This window comes from Glutamicibacter sp. MCAF14 (assembly GCF_052114325.1).
Lineage (GTDB): Bacteria > Actinomycetota > Actinomycetes > Actinomycetales > Micrococcaceae > Glutamicibacter > Glutamicibacter arilaitensis.
Window position 1 is genome coordinate 103,358 of record NZ_JBFREO010000006.1, and the last position, 17,862, is coordinate 121,219.

General features: G+C 60.9%; 18 protein-coding genes and 2 pseudogenes. 13 read left to right on the forward strand and 7 right to left on the reverse strand.

The features are described 5' to 3' along the window. Positions 1-29: 29 nt before the first annotated feature. Positions 30-1,205 (reverse strand): NAD(P)-dependent malic enzyme, encoded by a 1,176-nt coding sequence (locus tag AB4Y71_RS14045; RefSeq protein ID WP_102599086.1) that lies wholly within the window; start codon positions 1,203-1,205, stop codon positions 30-32. Between the two features lie 381 nt (positions 1,206-1,586). Here AB4Y71_RS14045 and AB4Y71_RS14050 point away from each other — a divergent pair, with 381 nt between their 5' ends. From AB4Y71_RS14050 to AB4Y71_RS14060, 3 genes are all read left to right on the forward strand, one after another. Continuing rightward, the gene (locus AB4Y71_RS14050) at positions 1,587-1,976 is read left to right on the forward strand and encodes a helix-turn-helix domain-containing protein (protein WP_102599085.1); all 390 of its coding nucleotides are present in this window, start codon (positions 1,587-1,589) and stop codon (positions 1,974-1,976) included. Positions 1,977-2,081: 105 nt separating this feature from the next. Next, positions 2,082-2,780, forward strand: coding sequence for a hypothetical protein (locus AB4Y71_RS14055; RefSeq protein WP_441721192.1), 699 nt, complete (start codon positions 2,082-2,084; stop codon positions 2,778-2,780). A gap of 203 nt (positions 2,781-2,983) precedes the next feature. After that, positions 2,984-4,219, forward strand: coding sequence for an aminotransferase-like domain-containing protein (locus AB4Y71_RS14060; protein ID WP_441721194.1), 1,236 nt, complete (start codon positions 2,984-2,986; stop codon positions 4,217-4,219). Between the two features lie 96 nt (positions 4,220-4,315). On the opposite strand, the gene AB4Y71_RS14065 is transcribed toward AB4Y71_RS14060, so the two are convergent. After that, the gene (locus AB4Y71_RS14065) at positions 4,316-5,248 is read right to left on the reverse strand and encodes a LysR family transcriptional regulator (RefSeq protein ID WP_441721197.1); all 933 of its coding nucleotides are present in this window, start codon (positions 5,246-5,248) and stop codon (positions 4,316-4,318) included. Between the two features lie 72 nt (positions 5,249-5,320). Here AB4Y71_RS14065 and AB4Y71_RS14070 point away from each other — a divergent pair, with 72 nt between their 5' ends. After that, positions 5,321-6,379, forward strand: coding sequence for a YeiH family protein (locus AB4Y71_RS14070; RefSeq protein WP_441721200.1), 1,059 nt, complete (start codon positions 5,321-5,323; stop codon positions 6,377-6,379). A gap of 37 nt (positions 6,380-6,416) precedes the next feature. Here the strand turns inward: AB4Y71_RS14070 and AB4Y71_RS14075 are convergent, their stop codons facing one another. Then, positions 6,417-7,196: a 3-hydroxybutyrate dehydrogenase gene (locus AB4Y71_RS14075; RefSeq protein WP_441721203.1), complete on the reverse strand. Its 780-nt coding sequence runs from the start codon at positions 7,194-7,196 to the stop codon at positions 6,417-6,419. A gap of 236 nt (positions 7,197-7,432) precedes the next feature. On the opposite strand from AB4Y71_RS14075, the gene AB4Y71_RS14080 reads away from it, so the two are divergent. After that, the gene (locus AB4Y71_RS14080) at positions 7,433-8,137 is read left to right on the forward strand and encodes an NUDIX hydrolase (protein WP_441721206.1); all 705 of its coding nucleotides are present in this window, start codon (positions 7,433-7,435) and stop codon (positions 8,135-8,137) included. Between the two features lie 11 nt (positions 8,138-8,148). On the opposite strand, the gene AB4Y71_RS14085 is transcribed toward AB4Y71_RS14080, so the two are convergent. Next, positions 8,149-9,285 (reverse strand): acyl-CoA dehydrogenase family protein, encoded by a 1,137-nt coding sequence (locus AB4Y71_RS14085; protein WP_013350148.1) that lies wholly within the window; start codon positions 9,283-9,285, stop codon positions 8,149-8,151. A 120-nt stretch (positions 9,286-9,405) separates the two neighbouring features. On the opposite strand from AB4Y71_RS14085, the gene AB4Y71_RS14090 reads away from it, so the two are divergent. Beyond that, the gene (locus tag AB4Y71_RS14090; protein WP_441721209.1) at positions 9,406-9,915 is read left to right on the forward strand and encodes a GNAT family N-acetyltransferase; all 510 of its coding nucleotides are present in this window, start codon (positions 9,406-9,408) and stop codon (positions 9,913-9,915) included. Here the strand turns inward: AB4Y71_RS14090 and AB4Y71_RS14095 are convergent. Beyond that, complete coding sequence (locus AB4Y71_RS14095) at positions 9,912-10,223, reverse strand: winged helix-turn-helix transcriptional regulator (RefSeq protein ID WP_441721212.1); 312 nt, start codon at positions 10,221-10,223, stop codon at positions 9,912-9,914. The two genes, AB4Y71_RS14090 and AB4Y71_RS14095, sit on opposite strands and share 4 nt — an antisense overlap. 142 nt (positions 10,224-10,365) lie before the next feature. Between AB4Y71_RS14095 and AB4Y71_RS14100 the strand changes: the two genes are divergently transcribed. The 5 genes from AB4Y71_RS14100 (at position 10,366) to AB4Y71_RS14120 (ending at position 16,095) form a co-directional block, all read left to right on the forward strand. Further along, a complete protein-coding gene (locus AB4Y71_RS14100) occupies positions 10,366-10,974 on the forward strand; it encodes an NAD(P)-dependent oxidoreductase (RefSeq protein ID WP_417366414.1) in 609 nt (202 codons plus the stop codon). Between the two features lie 131 nt (positions 10,975-11,105). Further along, positions 11,106-12,770: an ABC transporter substrate-binding protein gene (locus tag AB4Y71_RS14105; protein WP_441721218.1), complete on the forward strand. Its 1,665-nt coding sequence runs from the start codon at positions 11,106-11,108 to the stop codon at positions 12,768-12,770. 6 nt (positions 12,771-12,776) lie between these two features. After that, on the forward strand, positions 12,777-13,709 hold the full coding sequence (locus AB4Y71_RS14110) for an ABC transporter permease (RefSeq protein WP_441721221.1): 933 nt from the start codon (positions 12,777-12,779) through the stop codon (positions 13,707-13,709). Beyond that, the gene (locus AB4Y71_RS14115; protein WP_441721223.1) at positions 13,706-14,503 is read left to right on the forward strand and encodes an ABC transporter permease; all 798 of its coding nucleotides are present in this window, start codon (positions 13,706-13,708) and stop codon (positions 14,501-14,503) included. Before AB4Y71_RS14110 ends, AB4Y71_RS14115 begins: the two co-directional genes overlap by 4 nt. Further along, complete coding sequence (locus AB4Y71_RS14120; protein WP_441721226.1) at positions 14,500-16,095, forward strand: dipeptide ABC transporter ATP-binding protein; 1,596 nt, start codon at positions 14,500-14,502, stop codon at positions 16,093-16,095. The genes AB4Y71_RS14115 and AB4Y71_RS14120 overlap by 4 nt, the downstream gene beginning before the upstream one ends. 103 nt (positions 16,096-16,198) lie before the next feature. Here AB4Y71_RS14120 and AB4Y71_RS14125 read toward each other — a convergent pair whose 3' ends face one another. Continuing rightward, on the reverse strand, positions 16,199-16,987 hold the full coding sequence (locus AB4Y71_RS14125; protein WP_441721229.1) for an ABC transporter ATP-binding protein: 789 nt from the start codon (positions 16,985-16,987) through the stop codon (positions 16,199-16,201). Positions 16,988-16,995: 8 nt separating this feature from the next. Beyond that, complete coding sequence (locus AB4Y71_RS14130) at positions 16,996-17,169, reverse strand: hypothetical protein (protein ID WP_441674216.1); 174 nt, start codon at positions 17,167-17,169, stop codon at positions 16,996-16,998. Between the two features lie 47 nt (positions 17,170-17,216). On the opposite strand from AB4Y71_RS14130, the pseudogene AB4Y71_RS14135 reads away from it, so the two are divergent. Then, positions 17,217-17,438, forward strand: a pseudogene (locus AB4Y71_RS14135) (aldehyde dehydrogenase family protein); the annotation flags it as partial. A gap of 108 nt (positions 17,439-17,546) precedes the next feature. Continuing rightward, positions 17,547-17,836: pseudogene (locus tag AB4Y71_RS14140) on the forward strand (alcohol dehydrogenase catalytic domain-containing protein); the annotation flags it as partial. Between the last annotated feature and the right edge of the window lie 26 nt (positions 17,837-17,862).

The window sequence follows — 17,862 nt, forward strand, 5'->3', positions numbered from 1 at the left end:
TTGCCGGCAGTGCTTTTAGTGCGAGGTTTCTACTTGGTCTTTTCCGCTTCAGCAGCCACTGCGGCGGCTACAGCAGGCATCACCCGATCGTCGGTTGCCGACGGGATGATGTAATCCGCGGCCAGATCTTCGCCAACCAAATCGGCAATGGCATGCGCAGCAGCCACCTTCATGCCTTCGGTGATCTTCTTGGCTCCGGAATCCAGCGCTCCACGGAAGATGCCTGGGAAGGCAAGTACGTTGTTGATCTGGTTCGGGAAGTCGCTGCGGCCAGTCGCGACCACGGCCGCGTACTTGGCAGCAACATCCGGCATGATTTCCGGGGTTGGGTTGGACAGGGCAAAGATGATTGCATCCTTGTTCATCTTCGCAACCGCTGCTTCTTCGAAGGACGAGGAAGACAGGCCGACAACAACGTCAGCACCGTCCAAGGCCTCGGCCAGTCCGCCCATGACGTCTTCGCGGTTGGTGCGGCCAGCCAGATCGGCCTTGATCGGATTCAGGTCATCGCGTTCACGGTGGATGGTGCCACGCGAATCAAGCACGATGACGTCATCTACTCCAGCCGAAAGCAGCAGGTTGGTTACCGCGACACCGGCCGACCCTGCACCAGAGACCACGACCTTCAACGAACTGATATCGCGCTTGGTTTGGCGGGCCGCGCCGATCAAAGCGGCCAGAACTACCACGGCGGTGCCGTGCTGGTCATCGTGCATCACTGGGATATCCAGTGCTTCGATGAGCCGCTTTTCAATTTCGAAGCAGCGCGGGGCGGAGATGTCTTCCAGGTTCACTGCACCGAAGCTGGGGCGCAGGCGGATGACCGTTTCGACGATTTCATCAACATCGGTGGTGTCCAGAACCAGCGGGATGGAGTCCAGTCCCCCGAATTCCTTGAACAGCGCGCTCTTGCCTTCCATCACCGGCAGGGATGCTGCCGCACCAATGTTGCCCAGACCCAGTACTGCGGTGCCGTCGGAGACGACGGCGACCAGGCGGGAGGCCCAGGTGTGGGTGGCGTGCTTGGACGGATCATCGGCGATGGCTTGGGAAACCTTGGCTACACCCGGGGTGTAGGCGATGGACAGATCGCGCTTGGTGTTCAGTGGCATCTTGGACTGGACAGAGAGTTTGCCACCCAGGTGGGCGTCGAAAACCTCTGCGTCGGTGATGGTGGACAGGTCTTTAGTGGATTCAATAGACATTGAATAGCTCTTCTTTCAAGAAAGTTCTGATTGACGAAAACGCAGTACCCACGAAGTTGGTGGCAGAGCGTAGGAACGCGCATGACCATTCATCCGACCGCAACGGATCGTGACCCGCAGACAATTAAGCTGGGCTTCAGGCTTCCATATACACAAATCCCACAAGGGCTCCGCCGGGTGAGACTGGAGTATCCGCCGTGGTGTGCCGGAAGATGGCTGGTCAGTACTTTCTTTAGACCTACAATTTCAACCATACGGGAACCATTCGGCGCGATACAACCCCCATTCGTCGCATCGGCGTCATAAACGATTTGCCATCTGCCAAAAGCAACGGGCCGTCATGAGGTGCGCCAAAAGCACATCTCAGGCAAAATAAGGGCCATGGCATCACCGACTTCAGCACTGGGCAAGGTCCGCACTTTCGAGGCATTGGACGAGAAGACCACGAAGCGACTTCGCCGCGCCTTGGACGAGTCAAACGACACGACGGTGTTCGTCAACGGCACCGCACTGCAGCTGCCAAAAGAAGCACATCAAGCGTTGATTGAGGTGCTCTCGCGTTTTGCTGATGGCGAGTCGGTCAGCATTGGTACGCCAGAGCTGCTGCTCAATACTTCGCAGGCAGCTCAGCTGGCCGGGATCTCCAACAGCTACCTGCGTAAATTGGCCGATGCTGGAATCATCGAAGTGGAATACCGCGGCACGCATCGCCGCATACGCCCGAGCGCAATTCAAGCTTGGTTGGATTCGCGCGCCGAGACCGAGAAGTGAAACCATCTTCCGTCGGGGCGGCCAGCGCCCCTCAGGAAGTCGTGTGGTGGGACCGGCTGCTGATTCGGCTTCCAGGCTATTCGCTCTTTGCGTGGATGGGTGCCTATGGCATGTACCAAGCCGGCAACGTCACCTTTGGGCTCCGCGGCACTGCTCTTCTTCATGGTGGCCCTGCCCTTGCTGGCAGGTTGGCAGGTTTTCCAAGTCATGCGCAGCCGCAAACGTGTTCAGGCTTGGCGAAGTTCCCAACGAATTGCCCAGGGCAATCTGGGTGTTCCCAACGTGCCCGAAATCCGGGCGAAGCTTGAACAGATCCGCACATCCGGGCTCTATCGCCCGGAGCCCCAAAAGCCACGGTTTGGCTCCCTGGCCATTTTCTTCATCATCCTTGCGGTGGCCGCGCTCGCTATTACCGTGGGAATTTTGCTGGCTAAGCTGGGTATTGTCGCGCTGACTGCGTTCGCAATCGTCGGGTTGCTCATGGCTGCAATACGTCCGCTGCAACTCATGGGCATCCAGAATCGGGCGTACCGGGCAGTGGCCTCCATTCACGAGAAGCTGCGCGAAGTTCGAGAACTGGTGGTCCAAGAGCGCCAGCTGTCCAGCCGGCAGCGCACCACGCAAGCTGTTAACAGCGCATTGGATATGTCCTTGCAAATCATCGACATGGCCATTGACCATTCCAAGTCCGGCTACTTTCGGGCTTCGGTGGATTGCGTTGATCTGCTGGATCTCTTGGCGCAAGAGTGCTGGCTAGCCGGAGCAAGCCCCGGAACCTCGTTGAGAAACTTCGCGGACGCGTGAACGCGGCGCTGAGCCAACTGCACATTGAGGAACGCAATTCCTTGCGCTGAGGAAGAAGAATCAAGGCGTTGGGGGCGCAGATCTTGCCAACGCGTGAATTTCCTGCTGGAATACCAAAGTATTCTATTTGAAAACAAACCATGTGCCGCACCCAGCGCAGGAACCCCGCTCCCCGGCCCCGGGAGCCTTCGCCAAGGAGAACCATGACCACCGCACCAGAAACGCTGACTACTTTGCATGAAGCCTTGCTTTCCGAGCGCGCCGCCGGAATCAAGCAGTCTGCGGTGCGCGACGTTTTCGAGCTCTCGCTGGACCCTTCATTGGTCTCCCTGGCCGGAGGCAACCCCTTCCTGCAGCTGCTCCCGTTGGAAAAGGTCGGTGAGATTGCTCGGCGCATCATCGTCGAGCGGGGTCCCGAAGCGTTGCAGTACGGCTCTGGCCTTGGCACTCCTGAGCTGCGGGCACAGATTATCGACGTCATGGCAGCCGAAGGCATCACCAATGTCAAGGTCGAAGATGTTGTTGTCACCAACGGCTCCCAATCAGCACAGGACATGGCTTGCAAAGTTTTCTGCGATCCCGGTGACACCGTGCTGTGCGAAGACCCCACCTATGTCGGTGCGCTGAATACCTTCGAGGCCTACCAGGTCAAGGCCCGCCCAGTAGGCACCGATGGCAATGGTTTGATTCCAAGCGCTCTGCGCGAGCGCATTGCCGAACTGCGCGCGGCCGGCGAGCGCATCAAATTCCTCTACACCATCCCGAACTTCAACAACCCATCGGGCATTACCTTGGCGGCCGAACGCCGCCAGGAAATCGTGGACATCTGCCGCGAGGCCGGGATCTTGATTCTGGAAGATAACCCGTATGGCATGCTGCGCTATGAAGGTACCCCCGCTCCGACCCTGCGCAGCCTGGATCCCGAGAATGTCATTTACATGGGTTCCTTCTCCAAGATCTTCGCTCCGGGCCTGCGCATCGGCTGGGCTGCGGTCCCGACCCACCTGTTCCGCCGGTTCTACCTTGCCGGTGAAGCGGTAGCCCTGTGCCCGCCGCCCTTGAACCAGATGATTATCAGTGCCTACCTGCAGGAGCATGATTGGAAGGGACAGATCACCAAGTACAACGATTTGTACCGTGCCCGCCGCGACGCGATGCTTGAGGCCTTGGCGAAGTACCTGCCGGCAGGCGTCACGCACACCCATCCTGAGGGCGGCTTCTTCGTTTGGCTGACCTTGCCAGAAGGCATCGATACCTACGCTCTGCTTCAGCAGGGTGTGAAGGCTGGAGTCATCTTCATTCCAGGTGCGGCTTTCAGCCCGAGCGGGGCGGCCGACAACAAGCTGCGTCTGGCTTTCTGCTCGGTTGATGAGAAGACCATCGACGAAGGCGTCAAGCGCCTGGCGGACCTGCTCACGAACGAGATCTCCAAGCTCTAGGACCGGCGGCTCGTACCGGGAACCCACACGTCCCTGTACAGGCGGCCGCTCGCCGCATTTCCCTGCCCTGTTCCAAAGTGCCGGTTAAACTGCCGATCAACCCTGCGCGGTTTTGGAGTCCACCGAAATCTCAAGCAGCTTCTGCTCGGTGGCATTCAATACGCGGTGTGCAGGCCAGATCGCCCTCAGCTCGCGCAACAGCGCAGGCCCGTCAAAAGGGATCTCGACTAGCAATCCCTGCTCCAGTTGGCTTTCCACCGCCAAGTGGCTGAGCACAGCCGGACCCATCCCGCGTGCCACGCACTGGCAAATTATGGCGTTGGAGTTGAAGACTGCTACCGGATTCGGTCGTTCGGCATGGGCAATGTAATCCAAGAACGCACGAGTGCCAGAGCCTTCCTCGCGTTCAATCAGCGGCGTGCTTTGCAATTCGTGCAGGCTCAGGGGTTCTTGGCGTTGCGCCCATGCATGCTCCGGTGAGGTGACTACGAGCATTTCATCCTGGAGTATCTGCCGGCTTTTCAGTCCCAGAGGAATATGCGGGGTTTCCACGAATCCCAGCCCGAGCAGCTCTTGCTGCACTGCGCGAATGACATCTTGCGAATTCATGATCTGCATGCGGGGCTTGACCTGTGGCAGGGCGCGATGAAGTTGGCCAATCCAATTTGGCGCCAAAAATTCTGCCACCGTCATGCTGGCTCCGAACTCCAGCTCGCCTTCTCCGGATTCCGCCAGGGAGCGTGCTCCGTCGGCGAAGGCTTCCAGGCTTGCCAGGACTTCCCGAGCCCACTGGACGGTCAGCACCCCTTCAGCGGTCAATCGGGATCCCGTGGTTTTGCGGGCTACAAGCTGGTATCCGAGTCTGCGTTCCAAGGTTTTCAAGGCACGGGTGGCATTTGGCTGGGCCACGCCCGCCGCTCTGGCACCAGCGCTTAGGCTTCCGTGTTCGGCGATGCCAACCAGCAGTTCAAGTGAAGAGGGTTGAATCCAGCGGGCAATGTCTTCAAGAGATGACGAGCTGCTTTCCATATCATGATCATATGCCTGCAATAGCCAGAACGGGTATACCGCAATCGGCTAGGCCAGCGAAGAATTAAAGGCATGCACGACCCCACAAGTCCCGTCGACGAATCTGCCGCGTCAAGAACCGACGAGAGCACGCATCGAAAACCGGCTGCACGCCTCGCGTCCGCCCTTCCGGGATTGCTCCTGTGCTTGCTGGTCGGGGCCCTGTGCATGTTCGCCAGCCACTATGCCAACGGCTTGAGCGCACTGCTGCTGGCCATCGTCCTTGGTGCCCTCTGGCGCAACATGGCCCCAATTCCGCAGGCCTTTGAAGCCGGAACAGCAATCGCCGGCAAGCAGTTATTGCGTCTGGGCATCGTCTTGCTGGGTCTGCAGCTGTCTCTGCACACCATATTCGGCTTGGGTCCCGGAGCGCTCTTGGTGGTCGCTCTCTCGGTCGGCGTGACCTTCCTAGCCACACTGTGGATAGGCAAGAAGCTCGGCATCGACCTGCAGCAGCGTCTGCTGATCGCCACCGGCTTCTCCATCTGCGGCGCCGCCGCGGTCGCCGGGACCGAGAACGTCATCAAGGCCAAGCAGGAACAGGTCGCCACCGCCATCGGACTGGTGGTGCTCTTCGGTACCCTGATGATTCCGCTGATGCCCGCGGTGGGCTTGCTGCTCGGCATGGAAGAACGCAGTATTGGAATGCTCATCGGTGCCTCCACCCATGAGGTCGCCCAAGTAGTCGCGGCCAGCGGTTCAGTCGGCGCAGGGGCCTTGGCCGTCGCGGTAACCGTCAAGCTGGCCCGCGTGGTGCTGCTGGCTCCGATCATCGCCGGTGTAGGCCTGTACATGCGGCGCAACCAACTGGTTCAAGGCGGCAAGAACCCGCCATTGATTCCGCTGTTCGTACTCGGGTTCCTGGCCGCAGTGGTGCTGCGCACCACCGGAGTGCTGCCCGAGATCCTGCTTTCTGCTGCGGCCAGCTTGCAGACACTGTTGCTTGCAGCTGCCATGTTCGCCTTGGGGCTCGAAGTCCACCTTCGCGGCATGCTCAAATCTAGTGGACGGGCCTTACTGCTGGGATTGCTGGCCACCTTGGTGATCATCGCCGTATCCATCGGAGGCACCCTATTGCTGCCGCCGGCCTAGGAATGCCACCGGCTTTACCAAAAACAGTGCTTCCGGCTTATTTAGCGCTCCAGCCACCATCCATGGTGTAGGAAGCGCCGGTGACCATGCCGGCGGCATCTGCGCTGAGCCATGTTGCCAATGAAGCGACTTCTTCGGGCTCCACCAGACGTTTGATGGCTACTTCGGCGAGCATGATTTTCTGGATAACTTCCGATTCGCCGATGCCATGGATCTTCGCTTGGTCGGCAATCTGCTTTTCCACCAATGGCGTGCGCACATAGCCCGGGTTGATGCAGTTGCTGGTGATGCCGTGCTCTGCGCCTTCCAAGGCGGTGACCTTGGACAGCCCCTCCAGTCCATGCTTGGCCGAGACATAGGCGCTTTTGAAGGCGCTGGCTCGCAGCCCGTGGATCGATGAGATATTGATGATCCGCCCAAATCCGCGTTCGCACATGCCGGGCAATGCGGCACGGATCAGCAAGAACGGGGATTCAAGCATGAGTCGGTGGATCAGTCGCCAAGCTTCGGGATCGTATTCGTGAATTGGGGCCACCCTTTGCATGCCGGCGTTGTTAACCAGAATGTCGGTATCTATGCTCAGCTCTTCCAAGGACTTGGTATCGGCCAAATCCACGGCCCACGCCGTGCCGCCCAACTTCTGCGCCGCGTCTTCCGCGGCCCGCTCATTGAGGTCGGCAATCGTCACGGTTGCTCCAGCTTGAGCCAAGGCAGTTGCGCAGGCAAGCCCGATTCCCGAGGCTCCGCCGGTGACCAGTGCACGGCGTCCTGCCAACCGCGCAAAGTGCCCGCCAGCGGATCCTGTCTTTTCGCTCATCGCTGTTTTGCCTTCCCGGTTGCTGAATATCCATTGCCGGTTTTTGCACCGGGTCCTTGGTTTCAAATTAGGCTCCGGGACTGAACCCGGTCAACGATATGAGCTGTGCAGATTCCGCAGGCAAATGTGCAAGCACGCACAGCAAGTCCCTCTGGTTCTGCAATTGCAGTGCGCCAGAAGCTAAGCTGGCCATGAATAAGCAATTAAGCCCCGCAGCACCAAGGACATGGTAGACAATGACGACTTCCCCGGCGCCGGGCGCCTCCGCTGACGTCCCGATCCGCAAAGCGGCCAGCGTTCTGCTGCTTCGCGAAGCAGCAGACGGGTTTGAGGTCTTCATCCAGCATCGGGTGAGCACCATGGACTTCGCAGCCGGCATGGTGGTCTATCCCGGCGGGCGCGTTGATGCACAAGATGGCCAAGCGGTGAGCGAAGGCAAACTCGATGGCGCGCCCCTAGCGGAGCACGCCCAGCAGTGGAAGCACACCTCTGTTCATGCCGAAGGTCCCGAGCAGGCCCAGTATCTGGCCGGTGAAATTCTGGCGGCAGCGCGCCGCGAGGTCTTCGAGGAGACGGGTCTACTGCTGGATCCTGGCCAGCTGCACCCGTGGGCGAACTGGGTGACCCCAGCTGGTTTCCCCCGGCGTTTCGACACCTACTTCTTCGTCGCGGCATTGCGCGCGGACCAGGACCCGCGCCACCAGACCACTGAAGCAGTGGTCTCCAAGTGGGTGAGCCCGGTGGCACTGTTCGCATCACTGGAACGCGGCGAGGTTAAAATGATGCGCCCCACCCAGCGCACCTTGTTGGATGCGATGGAGCGGGGCAGCATCGAGCAGATCATCTCCAGCAAGCCGGTGATCTCCTCGGTTCATCCAGACCCTAAGGACTCCCAGTCAGGGAATGCTGTGCGCAGTACCGAACAGCTTTTCAACAGCTGAACCGCTGCGGCTCAGGATTCCAAAAGGGTACGTCCCACGATGAGCGACATGATCTCGTTGGTGCCCTCGAGGATCTGATGCACACGCAGATCACGGGCGATCTTCTCCATCCCGTAATCGGCAAGGTAGCCGTACCCGCCATGCAGCTGGATGGCGCTGTTCGCGGCGTTGAATCCGGCATCCGTTGCCATCTTCTTGGCCATTGCGCACAACCGCACCCGGTCCGGACTCTTGGCATCCAAGGCCGCTGCGGCGCGGCGCAGCAGTGACCGCGCGGCTTCCAATTCCATGTCCATTTCGGCCAGCTTGAAGACCAGTGCTTCTTGGCGGGTCAGTGGTCCGCCGAAGGCCTGGCGCTCTTTCAGATACAGCGCCGATTTTTCCAGCGCGCTCTGCCCGCCGCCCAGCGAGCAGGCTCCGATATTCAGCCGGCCGCCGTTCAGTGCCTGCATGGCCATGGAAAAGCCTTGGCCTTCTTCGCCCAGCAGGTTCCCGGCGGGAATGCGCACGCCTTCCATGATGACCTGTCGGGTGGGTTGTGCTTTCCATCCCATCTTCTTTTCGTTCGGGCCGAAGCTCAGGCCTTCAGCGTCCCCTGGAACCAGGAACGCGCTGATGCCGCGTGATCCGGTATCGGCGGTGCGGGCCATGACGATGTAGAGCGCTGAGCTGCCGGCACCCGAGATGAACTGCTTGACCCCGCTGAGCACATACTCGTCTCCGTCCCTGCGGGCGCGAGTGGACAGGGCCGCCGCGTCGGAGCCGACACCCGGCTCGGTCAGGCAGTAGGAGCCCAGGTCTTCCATGGCGGTCATCGACGGCAGCCATTTGGCACGCTGTTCATCGTTGCCGAAAGTGTCCACCATCCACACGACCATGTTGTGGATGGAAATATATGCGGCAAGGGTCGGATCAGCCTTGGCGAGTTCTTCGAAGACCAGCACCGCGTCGCTGCGGCTCAGTCCGGATCCGCCATGGTCTTCTGAAACGTAGATCCCGCCCATGCCCAGCTGCCCGGCTTCGGCCAACACGTCGACCGGAAAATGCTGCTCCTGGTCCCATTTCAGGGCATTGGGAGCAATCCTGGTCTCGGCAAAGTCATGGACCATCTCGATCAATGACTTCTGGTCTTCGCTTACTTCAAACAACACCGGCTCCTTTGCCTGCTACTTGCCGTCTTTGACCTCAGTCTATGTGATGGAGGATACAATTAGGGCAAATCAAATAAGTTCCGAAGCGTTCATTTCGAAAGTGTTGGGCTAACCCCTATGCAGATCCGAACAAGCACTGCCGGCGATGAGCCTGAGATCTTCAGCTTCTACCAAAAAATCATGGATGAGGGGCAGACTTACGCCTTTCCGCTGAACCAGGCATTGGCGGAAGCGCGGTCCTGGTGGATGGAGCAGCCGCCGGGACAAACGGTCGTTGCCGCGGCTGATAAAAGGATCATCGGCTCGGCCAAAATGGGACCTAACAAGCCCGAAGCCGGCTCCCATATTGCCACCGCCTCATTCCTGGTTGACCCGCAAGCGCGCAATCGCGGCGTGGGACGATCCCTGGGCCGATACGTGATCGATTGGGCTAGGCGGGAAAATTACCACGGCATCCAGTTCAACGCGGTGGTCGAGACCAATGAGCCGGCGGTGCATTTATGGCAATCGCTGGGCTTCAAGATCCTGGGCACCGTTCCAGGTTCGTTCAACCACCCAACCAAGGGCCTGGTGGGGCAGCACTTCATGTTCCTGGACTTGCACCCGGTTCCTGCCTCAACCCCCTAGCGGCGGGCGTCGAACCGTTCCCGCGCGGCGAGCACCTTGGGCACATGCTCCTCGGACCAGAGGCGCAGGATTTCCATGGGCTCCAGGATCCCGCGGCCCAAATCGGTCAGCTCGTAGTCGACCCGCACTGGCACCTGCGCGTATACGGTGCGCTGCACCAGTCCGTCGCGTTCTAGGTTGCGCAGGGTATTGGTGAGCACCTTCGGGGTAACCGCTCCGATGCCTTGGCGTAATGCGGAGAAACGTTGCGCACCGCCAGCAAGGGCCAAAAGGACCAGCGGTGTCCATTTATCGCCTAAACGCTGCATAATTTCACGTGAAGGACATTCCTGCACGAACACGTTAAAAGAGCCATGGCTATCCATGAGGAAACCTAGTTTCGTTGTAGTGGCCGGTATCTAAAAGATATCATTGTGCTGAACCCAATCCCTTTCAAGGAAAGAGAGCACCATGAAGATTGCAGTTTACGGAGCTACCGGCATGGTCGGCTCGGAAGTTGTTGCCGAAGCCATTTCCCGCGGCCATGAAGTCACCTCCGTATCCCGTTCGGGCAAAGAGGTCGCAGGCACCACCGCGGTGGCTGCCGAACTGTCCGATGGCGCGACCTACCGCGACCTGGGCAAGAACAACGACGTGATTGTCATTGCCGTTCCGCCATCGCGCACCGGCGGGGACCACCAGGAATACCTGGACGCTTTCGAGCAGATCACCGAAACCCTCATCCCTGCCCGCCTGGTGGTTGTCGGCGGCGCCGGCGCTACCGAGGTCAACGGCGTGCGCCTGGTCGACACCCCGGGCTTCCCCGAGGAATACAAGGCCGAAGCCACCACCTGCGCTGAGGTCTACGACATGTTCACCTCGGTCTCCGGGATCACCTGGACCGTAGTGGCTCCTGCCCCGGTCATCATGCCGGCACGCCGCACCGGAAGCTACACCCTGGGCACCGACTCGCCAGCTGGCGACTTCGTCTCCAGCCAGGACTTCGCGGTAGCGATTCTCGATGAAATCGAGACCCCGGTCCACGCCAACCGCCGCATGAGCGTAGCCAGCGAAAAGTAAAACCGCTGGCAGCTGGCAGCATTGCGCATTTCGCCAGATCGGAGCGAAAGGCTCCGATCTGACGAATGCGTTCCGGATGACTAGAGTTGGATAGGTCATCATCACTAGTTCATCGAGGTAAGCCCTTCCCCATGCAACGTAACTCGCGCGCGTCCCGAATCCTCAGCTGTGCCATTGCGCTTCCGCTACTTGGTTCCCTACTAGCCAGCTGCTCCGCAGGAACCGGGTCCGACCCCGCAGCCCAGGAGGTGCAGCCAGTTTCCGGCGGCACCCTGGTCTATGCATCGGGCGACGCCGAACCTGCCTGCTTGGATCCGCATGTGGGTGGAAACTACCCGCAGGCCCTGGTTGCCAGCCAGTACCTCGAATCCCTGTTCACCAAGGATGAGGACGGGAAAATCATCCCGTGGCTGGCCGAAAGCACCGAGGTTTCCGAAGACGGACTGGCCCGCACCATCATCTTGCGCGAGGGCATCTCCTTCACCGACGGCACCAAGCTGACCGCCGAAGCCATCAAGGCCAATATCGAGCACCTGCAGGACCCGAACACCGCTTCCTCCACCGGCTACCTGGCCGTGGGCAAGGTCGTTGACATCGAGGTCATCGACGAGCTGACCGCCAAGCTGAAGCTTTCGGCCCCGGATAACGCGCTGCTCGAATCGCTGTCCATGCCGTGGACCGCCATCGAATCCCCCAAGGCCCTGGAACGCGACCAGGCCACCAACTGTGTCTCCCCGGTAGGCACCGGCCCGTTCAAGGTCGAGTCCTGGGAGCACCAGCAGGCCGTGAACCTGGTCCGCAACGAGGACTACGTGCTGCCGGTGGACAACGCTGAACGCACCGATGACCTGGCTTACCTGGACGCCATCACCTGGCGCTTCATCCCGGAAGCCGCCACCCGCTATGCAGCCCTGCAATCCGGCGAGGTTGATGTCATTGACAACGCCCAGCCAGATACCATCGCCACCGCGTCGAAGGACGACGCCCTGGGCCACCTGGATGCCCCACGCCCGGGCGCTTCGAATCGCATCGAGCTGAACAGCGCCAAGGCGCCATTTGATGACCAGCGCGTGCGCGAGGCATTCATCCGCTCCGTGGACGCCAATGCAGGCATCTCCTCGCTGTTCTTCGACACCACCAAGCGCAGCTACTCGCTGCTCTCCTCGGTGGAGCCGCTGGGCTACTCCGACGAGTCGCTGTTCACCACCGACGTCGCCAAGGCCAATGCGCTGCTCGATGAAGCAGGCTGGAGCGAACGCGACGCCGAAGGCTACCGCGTGAAGGACGGCAAGCGCTTGTCGCTGGCCTTCCCGGTCTCCACCAACCAGTCCGTTCCTGCCGAGCAGTCCCTGTTCGAGCAGTTCCAGGCCCAGGCCAAGGCCGTGGGCTTCGAGGTCAAGATCGAGCTGCTGGATCTGTCCAGCTGGTACGGCGCGCTGGCCAAGCACGAATACAACCTCGTCTCCGCTCCGTACACCAAAGTCGGACCGTCGGTGCTGCGCATCCTCTACCACTCCAATTCGACCGTGCCAGCACCATCGGGCTACTTCGCCAACAACGCCCAGGTGAAGGACGAGAAGCTCGACCAGATCCTGACCCAGGCCGAGGAAACCAGCGACGAAGCAGAACGCGCCAAGCTCTACGAGCAGGCTCAGAAGATCGTGCTGGAAGGCTACTACGTGCTGCCGCTCTACGATCAGCAGAACCACTTCCTCTACGGCAAGAACGTGCACGGGGTTGGCGCCACCACCGCGGTGTCCTCCCCGATCTACTACGACACCTTCATCACCAAGTAGCAGTACGTGGGCACGATTGCTTGGGCCGGGCGCAAAGCCGGTGGCGCTTTGGTGGTGCTGTGGCTGGTAGCCACCGCCATCTTCATTGCCATCCGGCTGATTCCCGGCGACCCGGCCGAAGCAATCATGGGAGGGCCCGGCTCGCAGGCCTCGGCCGAAGCGCTGGCCGCCGCCCGCGCCGAATACGGGCTGGATCAGCCGCTGGCGCTCCAGTACCTGATGTATCTGGGCAAGCTGGCCACCTTGGACTTGGGTACCTCGTATTCGCTCAAGCAGCCGGTCACCCAGATCATGGGCGAGGTCCTGCCCAATACCCTGTGGCTGTCGCTGCTGGCCCTGGGGGCCGCTTGGCTGCTGGCCCTGTGCTTCTCGGCCTTGGCCATGCGCGTCAACCGCGTGGGCGCGGTGATCGGGAACATCCTGGAAATCATTGCCGCCGCGGTGCCGCATTTCTGGCTCGGCGCGGTGCTGATCATGCTCTTCTCCTCGGTGCTCGGCTGGCTTCCGGCAGTGGATAACGGCACCGTGGAAGGCCTGGCCTTGCCGGTGCTGACCTTGGCCTTGCCGCTGGCCGGATTCCTCACCCAGCTGATGCGCGATTCACTCTCCGAGGCCATGGGCAGCCAGTTCGCGCTGGCCGCCCGCGCCCGCGGCGAAAGCAAACTGGCGGTCTTCTGGCGCCATGGCCTGCGCCATGCCGCCTTGCCTGCTTTGAGCCTGACCGGCTGGGCTTTCTCTTCGCTGCTTTCCGGCGCGGTGGTGGTTGAAGCGATCTTCGCCCGCCCGGGCCTGGGCCGTTCCCTGCTTTCGGCGGTGCTGTCCCGCGATATCCCGATGGTCACCGGCATCGCCTTGTTCTCCGCGCTGGTGTACATCGTGGTCATGGCAATCACCGAAGGTATCGAACGCGCCATCGACCCGGCAGGAGCAAGCTCATGAGCCGCACCGCCAGAGTCCTCTGCGCAGCATTCATCGCCCTGTGGCTGCTCATCGCCTTGGCCCCCTCGGTGCTCGCCCCGGGAGACCCATTGGCCATTAACCCGGTCGAGGCGTTCCAAAAACCCGGCGCCGCGCATTTGTTCGGCACCGACGAGTCCGGACGCGACATCTACACCCGGGTGATCCATGGTGCCCGCGATTCACTGTCCATCGGCTTAGCTGCCACCGGTCTGGGCATGGGATTGGCCATTATCCTGGGCACTGCCGCCGCACTGTCCCCGCGCTGGTGTGACGAGATCATCCTGCGCGTGCTCGAAGCCCTCTATGCGATTCCTTCCTTGCTGATGGCCTTGTTGATCATTGCCTTCACCGGCCCCGGTGTTGGCCCGGCCATCGTCGCGGTCGGATTGTCCACCGCTCCGGGCTACGCCCGGTTGGTGCGCAGCCAGATCCGCCTGCTGAAGAATTCTGAAATGCTTGAAGCCGCCACCGTGCTGGGCCGCGGCACCTGGCTGCTGGTGCGCAACCACTTGGTGCCCAATGCCCTGAAACCCCTGCTGGCGCTGGTCACCTTGGGCATTGGCCAGGCCGTCATCTGGGCGGCCGCGTTGTCCTTCCTCGGCTTGGGCACTCCCCCGCCAGCTCCCGAATGGGGTGCCATGCTGTCAGCCGGACGCACCTATCTGCACTTCGCATGGTGGATGAGCCTGTTCCCAGGTCTGGCAATAGTTTTCGTGGCCGCTGGTGCCACGATGATTGGCCGTGCCTTAGGCGCAAAGGCCAGGGCCCTATGAGCGAGCAAGCAATGATTACCGTCAGGGATCTTTCGGTCAGCTTCGGCACTACAGCTGCGGTGAAGAACATTTCCTTCACCGTGGTCCCCGGACGCTGCTTGGCATTGGTCGGCGAATCCGGGTCGGGGAAATCCGTGACTGCGCGCAGCTTGCTTGGCCTCTCCGGCGGTACCGTCAGCGCCACCGAGCTCTCTGTCTGCGGGCAGAATGCCTTGGCGCTGCCTGACCGCAGCTGGCAGCAGATCCGCGGGAATTCGGTGTCCATGATCTTGCAGGATGCCCTGATGGCCTTGGACCCCTTGCGCCCGGTGGGCCGGGAAATCGGTGATGCGCTCAAGGTCCACGCCAAGCTGCCCAAATCCGAACGCACCCACCGGGTGCTGCAGGTCCTTGAATCGGTGCGCATGCCCGAACCTGAGCGCCGCGCCAAGCAGCGTTCCACCGAGCTATCCGGCGGCATGCGCCAACGTGCCCTGATTGCCCAAGCATTGGCCGGCAACCCCCAGGTGGTCATCGCCGATGAGGCGACTACCGCTTTGGACTCGGCCTTGACCGCTCTGGTTCTGTCGCAGCTGCGCGAGCTCAAAGAACAGGGCCGCGGCGTGCTGATGATCAGCCACGATCTGGCCCAGGTAGCTCATCTGGCCGATGACATTGCGGTAATGCGCCATGGCGAAATCGTCGAGGCAGGCACCACCGAGCAGATTTTAGGCAACCCCCAGCACGAATACACGCGCCAACTGCTGCGCGCGGTTCCCTCGGGGGTGCCGCGCTTCACTGCACTGTCGGCAGCCAGCAAGCCGTTGACGGCACCGCTGCCAAATCAACCCGTGGATGCTGCCCCCGCACTATCCGTGACGCAGTTGTCCAAAGCCTTTGGCAAGCATCAGGCTGTGGAGGAGATCAGCTTCGAGCTGCCGAGAGGCAAGACCTTGGGGATTGTCGGTGAATCCGGGTCCGGGAAGACCACCACCGCACGCATGGTGCTGGGCTTGCAGAAGCCTGATGACGGCAGGGTCCAGCTGCTCGGCGAGCACTTCGCCCCGGCCCACGAATCCCAGCGCCGAATGCTGCGCGAACAAATGGGCGCGATCTACCAGAACCCTCTGGGATCTTTTGATCCTCGCTATTCGGTAGGGCAGCTGCTGACCGATGCGCTCAGCCGCGGCACGTCAAAGCGCGCCGCCGAGTACCGCAAGGCAGTGGCCGAGCTGCTCGAACAGGTTGAGTTGTCCACCGATTTACTGGGTCGCAATCCACGCGAGCTCTCCGGCGGCCAGCGCCAGCGCCTGGCCATTGCCCGCGCCTTGGCACCTAAGCCATCAGTGCTGGTGCTCGACGAGCCGGTCTCCGCCTTGGATGTGTCCATCCAGGCCACGGTGCTGGATCTGCTGGATCGGATCCAGCTGGAAACCGGAACCAGCTATCTGTTCATCAGCCATGATCTGTCGGTCATCGAGCACATGAGCGATGCCGTCGCGGTGATGAACCAGGGCCGGATCATCGAGCAGGGCGCTACTGCCCAGGTGTTCGGCGCCCCGCAACAGGAGTACACCAAGCTCTTGCTTTCGGCGATGCCGCGGTTGCGCTGAAATCTCCTCGCACACTGCCACGAGCCCGCAATCAGCGCTGCCCTGTAAAACAACATCTGGAGGCGTTGTTTTACAGGGCAATTCGCCGCAGCGGCCACGCTTCTTAGATCGAGGCGTGCGACTTCGCGTTCTGGATCAGGGTGAATACCTGCTCGCGGACTTCTCCGAAACGATCCAGGCGCTTGGTTTCCAGCTGGTTGCGTGGATTTGGCAGCTCGGTGCGGATATTTTCGGTAACCTTCGTAGGGGCACCGGAGAGCACCAGCACCCGATCCGCCAGGTAGACGGCTTCATCGATATCGTGGGTAACGAACAGCACCGTCGTGTTGTACTCATCGCGCAAACGCAGGACGAGGTCTTCCAGCTCAATGTGCGTCTGGGCATCGACTGCGGCAAAAGGTTCATCCATCAAGAGCACATGCGGGTTGTAGGCCAGGTCGCGCGCGATCGCCGCACGCTGCTGCATGCCGCCGGACATCTGCCACGGATGGACCTTGCCCCTGCCAGCCAGTCCTACCGATACCAGCGCTTGGTCGACCCGGGTCGCAATCTCTTGTTTGCTGCCTTTCCCTTTCAGGGGAAGCGCGACATTGTCCGCCACACTCATCCACGGCAGCAACGACCGGGAGTAGTCCTGGAAAACCACTGCAAGCTTGGCCGGTGGTTCAGTAACTTCCTGCCCCTCGAAGACGGTCTTGCCGCTGGTCGGCGGCTGCAAGCCGGCGATGCTGCGCAGCAGCGTCGTTTTGCCCGAGCCCGAAGGACCCACAATGCAAACGAATTCGCCGCGGTTGACCTCGAAATTATTGCCGTCGAGAACGGCCACATCTCCATAGCTCTCGCGCAATTCTTCAACGCACAGCAGAGTCTCTGCGGGATATTGATTGTTCATGATGGATCTCAGGCTTTCTCGCTAGCGGCATACATTCCGTGGTGCCAGGAAATAACGCGGAGTTCTATCAATACGAAGATGAGGGTCGCAACATAGCCGAGCAGGCCCAGCACAATGGTTCCTGCCCAAGTTTCCGGAACTGCGAAGAACTGCTGCGAATTCAGGACGTAGAAACCAATCATGACCTACACGGATGAAGACGAAGTGATCGCCCGATTCAAATGATTCCGACTACGGGCTCTCGGCCTCGGTGTGGACCGAGAATCTGGCCCGGGGACATCGTCTGGCGGCGCGGATTTCGGCGGGTGCTGTGCGCGTGAATACCGTTTCCGGCCTGGACCCGGCGGCCCCATGGGGCGGCATGCGTGCCTCGGGCTGGGGTCGCGAAATGGGCGAGGAAGCCTTAGAGGCCTACACCGAAGTCAAGGCAACCTGGATTGGATTGGAATAGAAAATGAAGCTGCAAGCTGCCGTTATTGACGGGGTCAACGCCGAATGGGACGTGCGCGAAGTCGAACTGCGCGAAACCGAGATCCGTCCCGGAGAAATCCTGATTCGCATGGGAGCCGCTGGCCTCTGCCACACCGATGAGCACATCCGCCACGGCGAACTGCCCGCACAGTTCCCTCTGGTCGGCGGCCACGAAGGCGCCGGAGTCGCCGTCACCGTGGGAGAAGGGTTACCCACATCAAGCCCGGCGACCACCTGGTCTTCACCTTCCGTCCCAGCTGCGGGCTCTGCCGCTACTGCGCAGATGGCAAGGCCCACCTGTGCACGGAAATCGAGCAGATCAAAACCGGAGACACGGACCCTCGTTTCTCCCAGGACGGCATTGCGCTCAATGCCCAGAGCCTGGTCGGGACCTTTGCCGAGCA

Excerpts from the sequence above, each read along its gene's own strand:
- AB4Y71_RS14055 (WP_441721192.1), top strand. The coding sequence starts at position 2,082 with ATGGCATGTACCAAGCCGGCAACGTCACCTTTGGGCTCCGCGGCACTG.
- AB4Y71_RS14130 (WP_441674216.1), bottom strand. The coding sequence starts at position 17,169 with ATGATTGGTTTCTACGTCCTGAATTCGCAGCAGTTCTTCGCAGTTCCG.
- AB4Y71_RS14120 (WP_441721226.1), top strand. The coding sequence starts at position 14,500 with ATGAGCGAGCAAGCAATGATTACCGTCAGGGATCTTTCGGTCAGCTTC.
- AB4Y71_RS14105 (WP_441721218.1), top strand. The coding sequence starts at position 11,106 with ATGCAACGTAACTCGCGCGCGTCCCGAATCCTCAGCTGTGCCATTGCG.
- AB4Y71_RS14090 (WP_441721209.1), top strand. The coding sequence starts at position 9,406 with ATGCAGATCCGAACAAGCACTGCCGGCGATGAGCCTGAGATCTTCAGC.
- AB4Y71_RS14070 (WP_441721200.1), top strand. The coding sequence starts at position 5,321 with ATGCACGACCCCACAAGTCCCGTCGACGAATCTGCCGCGTCAAGAACC.
- AB4Y71_RS14115 (WP_441721223.1), top strand. The coding sequence starts at position 13,706 with ATGAGCCGCACCGCCAGAGTCCTCTGCGCAGCATTCATCGCCCTGTGG.
- AB4Y71_RS14060 (WP_441721194.1), top strand. The coding sequence starts at position 2,984 with ATGACCACCGCACCAGAAACGCTGACTACTTTGCATGAAGCCTTGCTT.
- AB4Y71_RS14065 (WP_441721197.1), bottom strand. The coding sequence starts at position 5,248 with ATGGAAAGCAGCTCGTCATCTCTTGAAGACATTGCCCGCTGGATTCAA.
- AB4Y71_RS14050 (WP_102599085.1), top strand. The coding sequence starts at position 1,587 with ATGGCATCACCGACTTCAGCACTGGGCAAGGTCCGCACTTTCGAGGCA.
- AB4Y71_RS14095 (WP_441721212.1), bottom strand. The coding sequence starts at position 10,223 with ATGCAGCGTTTAGGCGATAAATGGACACCGCTGGTCCTTTTGGCCCTT.
- AB4Y71_RS14125 (WP_441721229.1), bottom strand. The coding sequence starts at position 16,987 with ATGAACAATCAATATCCCGCAGAGACTCTGCTGTGCGTTGAAGAATTG.
- AB4Y71_RS14080 (WP_441721206.1), top strand. The coding sequence starts at position 7,433 with ATGACGACTTCCCCGGCGCCGGGCGCCTCCGCTGACGTCCCGATCCGC.
- AB4Y71_RS14045 (WP_102599086.1), bottom strand. The coding sequence starts at position 1,205 with ATGTCTATTGAATCCACTAAAGACCTGTCCACCATCACCGACGCAGAG.
- AB4Y71_RS14100 (WP_417366414.1), top strand. The coding sequence starts at position 10,366 with ATGAAGATTGCAGTTTACGGAGCTACCGGCATGGTCGGCTCGGAAGTT.
- AB4Y71_RS14075 (WP_441721203.1), bottom strand. The coding sequence starts at position 7,196 with ATGAGCGAAAAGACAGGATCCGCTGGCGGGCACTTTGCGCGGTTGGCA.